The 10,939-nt window shown below is 73.3% G+C and carries 7 protein-coding genes; 2 read left to right on the top strand and 5 right to left on the bottom strand.

The window, feature by feature from the left end:
• Positions 1-188 precede the first annotated feature (188 nt).
• Positions 189-986, top strand: coding sequence for a transcriptional repressor LexA (gene lexA, locus ABZ371_RS21850; RefSeq protein ID WP_358682238.1), 798 nt, complete (start codon positions 189-191; stop codon positions 984-986).
• A 93-nt stretch (positions 987-1,079) separates the two neighbouring features.
• Here lexA and ABZ371_RS21845 read toward each other — a convergent pair whose 3' ends face one another.
• The 5 genes from ABZ371_RS21845 to ABZ371_RS21825 form a co-directional block, all read right to left on the bottom strand.
• Positions 1,080-3,047 (bottom strand): ATP-dependent DNA helicase, encoded by a 1,968-nt coding sequence (locus ABZ371_RS21845; protein WP_358682235.1) that lies wholly within the window; start codon positions 3,045-3,047, stop codon positions 1,080-1,082.
• Between the two features lie 49 nt (positions 3,048-3,096).
• Entirely contained in the window at positions 3,097-5,007 is a 1,911-nt protein-coding gene (locus tag ABZ371_RS21840) for an IucA/IucC family siderophore biosynthesis protein (RefSeq protein WP_358682232.1), read from the bottom strand.
• 60 nt (positions 5,008-5,067) lie between these two features.
• Positions 5,068-5,883 (bottom strand): GNAT family N-acetyltransferase, encoded by an 816-nt coding sequence (locus tag ABZ371_RS21835; RefSeq protein WP_358682229.1) that lies wholly within the window; start codon positions 5,881-5,883, stop codon positions 5,068-5,070.
• Positions 5,884-5,987: 104 nt separating this feature from the next.
• Positions 5,988-7,946 carry an IucA/IucC family protein gene (locus ABZ371_RS21830; RefSeq protein WP_358682226.1) on the bottom strand — a complete coding sequence of 653 codons (1,959 nt, stop codon included), beginning with the start codon at positions 7,944-7,946 and terminating at the stop codon, positions 5,988-5,990.
• Between the two features lie 28 nt (positions 7,947-7,974).
• Positions 7,975-9,360 (bottom strand): diaminobutyrate--2-oxoglutarate transaminase family protein, encoded by a 1,386-nt coding sequence (locus ABZ371_RS21825; protein WP_358682223.1) that lies wholly within the window; start codon positions 9,358-9,360, stop codon positions 7,975-7,977.
• Between the two features lie 336 nt (positions 9,361-9,696).
• Here ABZ371_RS21825 and ABZ371_RS21820 point away from each other — a divergent pair, with 336 nt between their 5' ends.
• The gene (locus ABZ371_RS21820) at positions 9,697-10,917 is read left to right on the top strand and encodes a hypothetical protein (RefSeq protein WP_358682220.1); all 1,221 of its coding nucleotides are present in this window, start codon (positions 9,697-9,699) and stop codon (positions 10,915-10,917) included.
• Positions 10,918-10,939: the final 22 nt, after the last annotated feature.

Below are 10,939 nucleotides of genomic sequence, written 5' to 3'. Positions count from 1 at the left end.
CCGGGCGGGCCGCTACCGTGTCGGCGCCCGGGGCACCGGCGGCCCCAAGCCTGCCGACACCGCTCATACACCTCACAGCTAGCCCAGAACAGCCCTTTATTTGTTTTTCACTCGAACGTGTGTTTGGCGCAACCTTTCGAAAGCTACTACCGTTGCCTAGCTAGGGAGACCATTCGAGAGGGGCCGACGTGACCGCCACCGCAGACAGTGCCACCATCACTCCGCAGGACCACCGCTCCCAGAGCCGACTTGAGCCGGTGCATGCCATGAATGACTCAGTCACGAACGCGGAGGATCCGGAGCCCGTGCGCCCCGGACGCTCCCTGCCCGGACGCCCCCCAGGAATCCGGGCGGACAGCTCGGGCCTGACCGACAGGCAGCGGCGCGTCATCGAGGTGATCCGGGACTCCGTGCAGCGGCGGGGCTACCCCCCGTCGATGCGGGAGATCGGCCAGGCGGTGGGGCTGTCCAGCACCTCCTCCGTGGCGCACCAGCTGATGGCCCTGGAGCGCAAGGGCTTCCTGCGGCGTGACCCGCATCGCCCCCGTGCGTACGAGGTGCGCGGATCGGACCAGCCCAGCACGCAGCCGACGGACACCACGGGGAAGCCCGCCGCTTCCTACGTGCCGCTGGTCGGCCGCATCGCGGCCGGCGGGCCGATCCTCGCCGAGGAGTCCGTCGAGGACGTCTTCCCCCTCCCCCGCCAGTTGGTGGGTGACGGCGAGCTGTTCGTGCTCAAGGTCGTCGGCGACTCGATGATCGAGGCGGCGATCATGGACGGCGACTGGGTCACCGTCCGCCGCCAGCCGGTCGCCGAGAACGGCGACATCGTGGCCGCCATGCTCGACGGCGAGGCCACGGTGAAGCGCTTCAAGCGTGAGGACGGCCATGTGTGGCTCCTCCCGCACAACTCCGCCTACCAGCCGATCCCCGGCGACGAGGCGACCATCCTCGGCAAGGTCGTGGCGGTGCTGCGTCGGGTGTGACGCACCGCCGGCCCGACCGGGCCCCGGGATCGTTTCGGCGATCCCAGGGCCCGTTTTCGTGCCCGCGCCGGGGCGGCTAGTGACGCCCGCTCCTCAGGAAGCGGCCTTGGCCGCCGCGTCGATGGCAGCGAGCGAGCGCCGCGCCTGGTTGCGATCGGTGGTGTACCAGAAGTCGGGCATCGAGGCCCGGAGGTAGCTCCCGTACCGGGCGTTGGCCAGCCTCGGGTCGAGCACGGCCACGACCCCCTTGTCGCCCGTGGCCCGGACGAGCCGGCCGGCGCCCTGCGCCATCAGCAGTGCGGCATGCGTCGCCGCCACCGCCATGAAGCCGTTGCCACCGGCTTCCTCGACCGCCTTCTGGCGTGCGCTCATCAGCGGGTCGTCCGGCCGGGGGAACGGGATCCTGTCCATGACCACCAGCTGGCAGCTCGCCCCGGGAACATCGACGCCCTGCCAGAGCGACAGCGTGCCGAAGAGGCAGGTCTCGGGATCCGCGGCGAAGTTCTTGATCAGCTCGCCGAGCGTCTCCTCACCCTGCAGCAGGATCGGCCTGTCCTGCCGGCCCCGCAGCTCCTCCGCCGCGGCCTGGGCCGCCCGCATGGACGAGAAGAGGCCGAGGGTCCTTCCTCCCGCCGCGTCCACCAGCTCGGCCAGCTCGTCCAGCATGTCGGTGCGGGACCCCTCCCGCCCCGGCGTGGCCAGATGCCGGGCGACGTACAGGATGCCCTGCTTCGGGTAGTCGAACGGTGAACCGACGTCCAGACCCTTCCACTGCGGGACGTCCTCGCCCGCCGTCCCCTCGGGCGCGAGTCCGAGCGAGGCGCCCACCCCGTTGAAATCCCCGCCGAGCTTGAGCGTGGCCGAGGTGAGGACCACCGAACGGTCGGCGAAGAGCTTCTCGCGCAGCAACCCGGACACCGAGAGCGGGGCGACGCGCACGGACGCGCCGAAGCGCTCGTGGCGCTCGTACCAGACGACGTCGTACTCGGAACCCTGGGTGATGCGCTCCGCGACACTGTGGATGGACTCGACCGACGCCATGGCCTGCTTACGGACGGCGTCCTCGTCCTGGACGGACTTGTCCCGGGTGCCGCCGAGAGCCGAGATCACCGTGCGCGCGGCGTCACGAAGAGCCGCCAGCGCGTAGCCGAGGTCCTCCGGCACCTCTTCGAGGCGCCCGGGGAGCGCCAGCTCCATGACCCGCTCGAAACCCTCCGAGGCGGTCTGGAGGGCGTCGGCCGACTTCTCGTCGACCAGCTTGGCCGCCCGGCGCACCGCCCGGTTGACCTGCCCGGGAGTGATCTCCCCCGTCGCGACACCCGTGACCCGTGACACCAGCTCGTGGGCCTCGTCGACGATCAGCACCTCGTGCTGCGGGAGCACGGGGGCACCCTCGATCGCGTCGATGGCGAGCAGCGCGTGGTTGGTGACGACCACATCGGCGAGCTTCGCCCGCTCACGGGCCATCTCCGCGAAGCACTCGGCGCCGTACGCGCACTTGCTCGCTCCCAGGCACTCCCGCGAGGAGACGGAGACCTGCGCCCAGGCACGGTCGGACACCCCGGGGGTGAGGTCGTCCCGGTCGCCGGTCTCCGTGTCGTCCGACCAGTCGCGCATGCGCAGCAGGTCCTGACCCAGCTTGCTCGATGGGGCCGCCGCCTCGAACTGGTCGAAGAGGCCATCCTCCTCGTCCTGCGGCGCCCCCTCGTGGAGGCGGTGCAGGCAGAGGTAGTTCGACCGGCCCTTGAGCATGGCGAACTGCGGACGGCGGCGCAGCAGCGGATGCAGTGCGTCGACCGTGCGCGGCAGATCCCTCTCCACCAGCTGGCGCTGAAGGGCCAGGGTCGCCGTGGCCACCACGACCCGCTCCCCGTGCGCCAGGGCGGGCACCAGGTAGCCGAGGGACTTGCCCGTGCCTGTGCCGGCCTGGACGAGGAGGTGGGCGTTGTCCTCGACAGCCTCGGCGACGGCCTCGGCCATGGCGGCCTGGCCGGGCCGTTCCGTGCCGCCGACGGCGGTGACGGCGGCATGGAGGAGCTCGGGGAGAGATGGCTTCGTCATAGCCCGTCCAGCCTACGGCGCCCGACTGACATCGGTGCTCACCCCCGGCTCACGCCGACGGGTGCAGCGGGTTGGGGACCGTGCCGTGGACGGCGGCGTGCGGGCGTTGCGGCCTGTCACGGTACCCGTCCACGTGCAGGCGGTTGCGGTTGAGGCAGAGGCGCGCGATCGTCGGCGTCAGCATGTCGAAGGTCTCGAACCGCTCCTTCAGTTCCGGGAAACGGGCGTGGTACCGCAGGACCTCCGCCCGGACGAGTGCCCAGAATTCACTCTCCGGTACGTCCAGCTGCTCCTCGCAGAGCGGGGAGAGGAAACGGAAGACGCCCACGAACAGTCCGGCGTGGATGAACTGCGTGAGGAAGGCGGGCTCCTCGGTCAGCAGGATGCTGCGGACCTCGTCCGGCATCGTGTCGTGCTCGGGCACCGGCAGGGCGCTGACGTTCACGTCGTCGACGAAGTCCTTGATCGCGAGGCGCTGCGGGACGTCCCTGCCGTCGAAGACCACGATCGCGTTCTCCCCGTGCGGGGAGAAGACGGTGCCGTAGCGGTACAGGAAGTGCAGGAGCGGGGGGAGCAGGGCGGCGAAGAGCCTCGTCAGCCAGGCCGCCGGGGTGAGTCCTGACCGTGTGACCAGCTCGGCCGTGAAGGAACGGCCGTCGGGGTCCGTGTGCAGCAGGGAGGCCAAGGTGCGTGCGCGCTCCCCGGGACCGAGCCTCGGCGGCAACGGCTCACGCCAGATCGCGCCGAGGATCTCCTTGAACTGGTAGGGCACCTCGGCCAGCTGGTCGTAGAGCGGATGCTCGACGGCCACCGAGGCGACCTCGCCCAGGAGGATCACCCCGCTGTCGCGAAGGAAGGCGTCCCCGGCGCACAGGCCCTGGACCCACGCGGTGACGGCCGGGGCGGCGAGGGTGCGTTCGGTCGGCAGGCCTCGCCAGACGAGCGTGTTGAGGACCGACAGGGGCAGCTTGACCGTGTGCCGGTCGGGGCGCCCGACGTTGGTGAACGTCCGGATCGACTGCTGGGGCAGCCGGAGGTCGCCGTCCGGGTGCAGGGGCACTATCCGGCCGTCGGCGAGGGACGGGGCGAAGAGCGGCACGATCCACTCGTCCCACTGCCAGGGGTGGACCGGCAGGAAGAGGTAGTCGTCGGGGTCGAGACCGCGGCCGCGCAGGACGGCGGCGAACGAGGCGCGGACCGGCGCGTCCAGCTCCTGCTCGTACAGCTGTTCGGGGGTGGCGAGGCGGGTGACTCCCCGGTAGCCGGCTATCCGGGTGCTGACGGCGATCCAGGGCAGCGTGGTGGCGGAACGCGCCTCGGGGGTGAAGCGTGCGGCATCCGTGGCGGAGAAGCCGAGACGGCCCTTGTTGGCCACCAGCCAGGGGTGTCCGGTCTGGTGGCCTTCCAGTTCGGCGTAGGGGAGTTCGGCGAGCCGGGCGGCGGGGAGCGCTGTGCGGTCGAGGCGGGCGTCGGCCGCGAGGGTGGCGGTGATCTCGCGTACGAGGTGCCCGAGGGTCGCCCCGTCGAGGCCGAGGAGGCGGCGGGCCCGGACGAGGAAGTGCAACGGGTCGCGGAAGGGGGTGCTTCCGGCATGGCCGCCCTCGCCCGTCCCGTCCTTCGCCGACCCGCCCTCGTCCGCCCCGTCCTCCGCCGACAGGCCCCCGCCCGTCCCGCTCTCACGGATCGAGTCCGGGTCGACGCGCCAGCTTCCGTAGACGCCGCGGCGTGCGCGGAATCGCAGGACTCCCCCGTCGTCGAGCGGCAGCCGGTAGGCGTGGACGTCGCCGGCGGACTCCCCGTCCTGGCGGACCGGCTCGACGACCTCCTCGTAGGCGAACTCACCGAGCATCTTGGCGAGCAGCCGCACCGCGGCCCGGTCCCAGACCTCGCGGTTCAGCTCCTCGGGGGCGGACAGCGTGCGGGGCGGCGCCGGGTCGTGGCTCGCGGGATGTGTCGGCACGGGGACTCCTCGGAGGTGGGACCGATGGGGTACGAGCGTGTGTGTGAGGCGGCGAGTTGTTCACAGCCGCGCGCGGTGGACCCGGTCGCGGACCATCAAAGCAGCTCGCTTGCCGGGCAGTTCGACTTCGGCGGAGAAGCGGAAACCGGCGCTCAGGAAGGCCGAGACGGAAGGGGTGTTGCGCAGGTCCGGCTCCGCGACGACACGGGCGCAACGGGGGCGGTGGTCGAGCACGAGGTCCGACACGGCTCTGAGCAGTACGGAACCGACCCCCCGGGCCCGGTTGCCGACACCGCCGATCAGCAGGTGGAGCCCGGTGTCGTGCGGCCGGGCCGGGTAATGGCGGGCCAGCGGGTCGAGGTCCGCACGGTAGACCTCCCAGTAGCTCATGGGCCTGCCGTCGAGCACGCCGAGGCAGGGGACGCTGCGGCCGTCGCCTTCGAGCTGCGGGCGGAGGTGGCCGGCGGTGACCGACTCCGGGCCGGCGAGCTCCCAGAAGGCCGCGACGGCGGGGTCGTTCATCCAGCGGCTGATCACGGCGACATCCCGTGCGGCTTCGACCGGCACCAGCCGGAACACCCCGGCGGCGGTGGCGACCGGGCCCCAGGCCGCCGGATCTCCGACCGGACCGCGGGTGCCGGCCCGGACGTCGTATCCGGTGCCGCCCGGCCGGCCACCGGTGGACGGGCCGGGGGACGGACCGGGGGACGGCGGCACCCCGCCGACCGGCGGCGGGTCCCACGCGGGCGGCCCGCCCTCGCCGATCAGGGTGAGCAGCTCCTCGGTGAGCCGCAGCTCCACCGTGTCCTCGGTCCCCGTGGCGCGCGGTGGGGGCGCGGCGGGGCCGGCCTCCGGGTGCGCATCGGCATGGTGCACCGTGGCGCTCTCCTCTCCTCGGTTCGGGCGGGCGGGTCTCGCGGGCGGTGTGCGCCGTCCCCGGCAGCCGGCGGGGCCTCTCCGGTCGGTCCTCCGGGGCGCCCTCAGGTGCGGAGGGGGTTGTCGACGGTGACGTAGACCGACTGGGTGTCGACCGGGCCGACCAGCTCGTCGAGACCGTGCAGCCGGGTCATCAGATTGGCCTTGCAGCGCAGTTGCGCCGACTCCAGCAGGTAGCCGGGCAGCGGGGACCCCAGCGAGCGAGCGCCGTCGAGGAACCGGCGGAACGCCGCGAGGAGCAGGTGCTCGTCGGCCAGCCGCTGGGCGCCGAAGGCCCCGATGAGCCCGAACACGTTGTTGATGCCGAGGTAGTAGGCGAGCCGTTCGTCGGTGACCGCGTCGGGCACGAACGTGTCGCTGACGCTGCCGAGGCCGGGGAGCCTGCGCTCGAGCGCCGCCCGGTGGGACTCGCGGAAGTAGTACCCCTGGTTGTCGCGGTACCGGCCGCCGGCCGGCCAGCCGTGCGCGTCGAGGAGGACCAGGGTGTTCTGCTGGTGCGCCTCCAGGGCCACACCCGCGTGGGCGTCGAGCCAGAGAACCGGGAGCACGACCCGGTCGAGGTAGCGGAGGAACCACTCGGCGCACACCGCGCCGGTCTTCCTGCCCGTGCGGGCGGCGAGGCGGTGGACGGTCTCCGCGAGCCGGGAGTGCATGCCGGGACGGCCCGGCCAGGGGCGGGGGGCGGTGAGTCCGGCGATGCACACCGCGTCGTCGTACGGGCCGAACGGGTTGTGGCGGAGCATGACGTCCAGGCCGGGTACGGGCACGCCGTCCGGGGCGTCCACGGCCAGCCAGGCGGGGTCCCGGACGATGTCGAAGCCCGGGTGGGCCGCCCGCCACGCGTCGGCCAGCCCCGTGCTCAGCAGCCGGTGGACCTCGGTGCCGCGGTGGAGTTCCTTGCGGAGGTTCTCGCGGCGGGAGTTGGTGATCCGCACGCCCAGGGAGAGCTTCAGCATGATGCCGGCGCCGGGTCGGTGCACGGTGCGGACGGAGGACGTGGGGTGCCAGTGTTCCCCGTGTCGTCCCAGGTCGTGGAGGAGGCCCTTCTCGAACAGGGTGGTGACCTCGGGCCGGCGCTTGACCTCCGCGGCCTGCCAGGGGTGGAGCGGGAGGGCCGCGGAGCCCTCGGGGAGGGGGAGCTCCCCGGCGTGCGGCGCGAGCAGCTCCTCGGCGCCGACCGGTCGCCCGTGCCGGGTCCAGGACGAGTCGGTGGCCAGTACGGACCGGTCCACGGCCATCCAGTGCAGCGGGAAGGAGCCCCGCAGCTCGGGGGAGTAGAGCGGCGTCTCCGTCTCGGACAGGCCCTCGCGGCTCTTGGGGGTGGGGTGCAGGGGGTGGCCCAGCAGGAGCGACTGTTCGGCGGTGAGGAAGAGGTCGGCCTCCGGGCGGGCGGCGGGGGCGCGGCGGCGGTCGGCGAGGAAGACGGCGGTGTGCCGCACCGAGTCCGCGACCCTGGCCACGAGGTCCACGCCGGCGCCCCGGTCGTTCTCACGCCCGAGGAGGGCGGCCACGGTGACGGCGTCGGCCCCGGGGGCGTCCGCGGGCGCGTTCTCCAGGGCGGGGGCCCCGAAGCGGTGCCAGCCGGTCGCGGACCAGTGGCGGACCGGGGTGAGCAGCGCGGTACCGCTCGCGGGGAGCGGGATGCGCAGCGTGTCCCCCTCCGGCCGGGGCAGGTCGTTCTCCCGGACCCAGCAGCGCAGCAGGTTCTCGGTGCCCGCCGAGTCGGCGGCCCGGAGCGGGTCGGGGTGGTCGAGGGGATCGGGGTCGGCGGGCGGGGCCGGGTGGCCCGCGGCGTCGGGGCGGCCGTGGGCGTGCGGGTGGCCGGACCGCTCCGGCGGCGGCCCGCACGTGGCGGCGCCCGCCCCGGCGCGCAGGGCTCCCCGGCCGGCCTTCTGACGTGGCACGGTCGTCGACTCGACGGCGAGGGCGCCGTCCGGCACGTCCTGGCCTCGCTGCTCGCTGGTGGGAGGGCCGTCGGCCTCGGGTGAAGGGGTGGGGTTCACGGCGGTCTTCCTTGTGAGGGGTCCGGGATCAGCGGGTCGGCCCGGAAGGGACCCGGCGGTGCGGAGAGCGTTCCGCGGCTCTCAGCGCATCGGCCAGGCGGTCGACGACCGCCGTCGCCTGTTCGTCGGTGAGGGTGAGGGGAGGGAGCAACCGGATGACGGCGCTGTGCCGCCCGCCGATCTCGACGATGAGGCCGCGGCGCAGGCACTCCTGCTGCACGGCCGCGGCCAGGGCGGGGTCGGGCGGTGGGGCGGAGCCGCTCCCGGCGCCGGTCGGCGCGGCCTCCGGGTCGACGAGCTCGATCCCCAGCATGAGGCCGCGGCCCCGGACGTCACCGATGCTCGGGTGGTCCGCGCCGAGAGCCTGAAGACGGGCGAGCATGCGCGCGCCGAGTGCCCCCGCACGCTCCGCGAGCCGGTTCTCCCGGACGTAGGCGAGGGTGGCGCGGCCGGCCGCCATGGCGAGCTGGTTGCCGCGGAACGTGCCGGCGTGGGCGCCCGGCGGCCAGACGTCGAGCGCGGAGCGGTAGACGATCACCGCGAGGGGGAGCGAGCCGCCGATGGCCTTGGAGAGCACCATCACGTCGGGCACGACACCACTGTGCTCGACCGCCCAGAAGGCGCCGGTCCTGCCGACCCCGGTCTGGACCTCGTCCGCGATCAACGGGATCGACCGGTCCTCGGTGATCTCCCGCATGCGGCGCAGCCATCCGTCGGGAGCGGGGTTCACCCCTCCCTCCCCCTGGACGGGTTCCACGATCATTCCGGCCGGGGCGGCCACCCCGCCCTTGGGGTCGTCCAGCAGGTGCTCGGTCCAGCGCGCGGCGATGCCGGCGCCCCGCTCCCCGCCCGTCCCGAAGGGGCAGCGGTAGTCCTGCGGGAAGGGCAGCCGCGTCACGCGGACGTCCGGGGCGTCGCCCGACGCGGCCAGGGCACCGGCGGTCATGCCGTGGTAGGCGCCGGTGAAGGCGAGGAGCCCGCCGCGTCCGGTCGCCGCGCGGACCAGCTTGAGGGCGGCCTCGACGGCGTCGGTCCCGGCCGGCCCGCAGAACTGGATGCGGGCGTCGTCGGCGAGCCGCCCGGGCAGGGTGGCGAACAGCTCCGTCGTGAAGGCGTCCTTGACGGGGGTGGCGAGGTCGAGCACGTGCAGGGGCGCACCGGAGTCGATGACCTTCCTGATGGCCTCGAGCACCACGGGGTGGTTGTGACCCAGTGCCAGCGTGCCGGCCCCGGAGAGGCAGTCGAGGTAACGGCGCCCGTCCGCGCCCTCGATGGTCATCCCCCTCGCCCGCACCGGCACGATCGGCAGGGACCGCGCGTAGGTGCGGGCAGCCGATTCACGCAGTGTCTGGCGCCGCAGGATCCCCTCGTAAGCGGCAGGGTGCGGCGCCGGAGCTGGTTCGGTCAGGGCCACGGCTGTCGGTCCTCCTGCGGTAGCAGTGGCGTCGCACGTCGGCACGGCGCCCCGGTGACGGACCGCGCGGCTGAACGCTGTCCGGGTGTTCCCCGTACGTACCAACGACGCCGGGCGCGGCGGATCACGGGTACACCGGAAGATCCTCGCGGGGAGGGAACCACGGCCCTGCCGCTCGCCGTCCACATCGGCACCGGCATAGTGGGGGCGCACGCGGTCCGGGCCCCGCGGCGGCCCACGTGGTGCGTGCCGCGGGGCCGCCGGACGGTGGACCGTCCCGCGGCGGTCCGCCGTGCAGCAGAGAAGTCAGTGACGAAGTCCCAGGGGGATCACCAGATGCGACCCATTCGCCCGATCGACACCGCACGCCGCGGGGGGAGCGCCCGCCGCACCTCCCCCGTGTTCGCCGCGGCCGCCCTCGCCGCCGTCCTCACCCTCACCGTGACCGGCTGCGGGCCCGACGAGGACGCGGCGAACAGCAAGCCGAGCGGATCCGCGGGTCAGGCCTCCGGCGGCAAGGTCACCGTCCCCGACGATCTCAAGGACCGGCTCAAGGAACACGGGATCGACCTCGACACGTGGCGGGACGGCGAGTGGAAGAACTGGGACAAGGACAAGTGGCTGCGTGAGGCCAGGGACTACGTCAACCCGATCATCGAGGACCTGTGGGACCCGGACCGGATGCGGGACGCCGACAAGCCCCCGGAGAATCCGGTCGACAACGACATATCCGGCGACAAGGGCGTGACGGACCGGGTCCCCGCCCCCGTGGAGGCCGCGCGTCTCGCGACGCCGTACCACGAGCACGCGGCGGAGTCCGGGAAGCTCTTCTTCGACGGCCCCGAAGGATCGATGGTCTGTTCCGCGACCGTGGTGAAGGACCCGGCCCACCCCGGCAGGTCCAACATGGTCTGGACGGCGGGCCACTGCGTGCACGCGGGCAAGAAGGGCGGCTGGTACCGCAACATAGCCTTCGTCCCCTCGTACAACGACAGCGGCCTGGCGGCGGGCGAGCTGCAGGACGCCCCCCGGGAGAAGATCGCTCCCTACGGCGTGTGGTGGGGCCAGTGGGCGCAGACCTCGGAGCAGTGGATCGCCCAGGGCGCGGCGACCGGGGGGCAGGGCGCGCCGTACGACTTCGCGGTGCTGCAGGTGACCCCGGAGAAGGGCTCGACGGGCAAGTCCCTGGAAGAGACCGTCGGTTCGGCACTGCCGGTCGACTTCGACGCACCGGCCGTCCCGGAGATCGACGGCATGACGGCCACGGGCTACCCGGCGGCTCCGCCGTACGACGGCCAGGCCGCCCTGCAGTGCACGGACGAGCCGGGGCGGCTGTCGGTCTTCCAGGACCAGCCCACGATGTACCGCATCGGGTGCACGATGACCGGCGGCTCGTCCGGCGGCGGCTGGGTGGCGGCGGGCCGGGACGGTGAGCCGGCCCTGGTCTCCAACACCTCCATCGGCCCGGTGAGCGCCGGCTGGCTGGCCGGCCCCCGCCTCGGCAAGGAGGCGGAGGGCGTCTACCGGGCGGTCAGCAAGAAGTACGCGGCGCGGTAGGGCGGCGCACCGATGGCCCGGC

This window comes from Streptomyces sp. NPDC005899, assembly GCF_040629645.1.
In the GTDB taxonomy this organism is placed as follows: Bacteria; Actinomycetota; Actinomycetes; order Streptomycetales; family Streptomycetaceae; genus Streptomyces.
This window is presented reverse-complemented; position numbering and strand designations above follow the sequence as displayed.

Bases quoted from the DNA above. Each gene is read 5' to 3' on its own strand.
- ABZ371_RS21845 (WP_358682235.1), bottom strand. From the start codon at position 3,047: ATGACGAAGCCATCTCTCCCCGAGCTCCTCCATGCCGCCGTCACCGCC.
- ABZ371_RS21820 (WP_358682220.1), top strand. From the start codon at position 9,697: ATGCGACCCATTCGCCCGATCGACACCGCACGCCGCGGGGGGAGCGCC.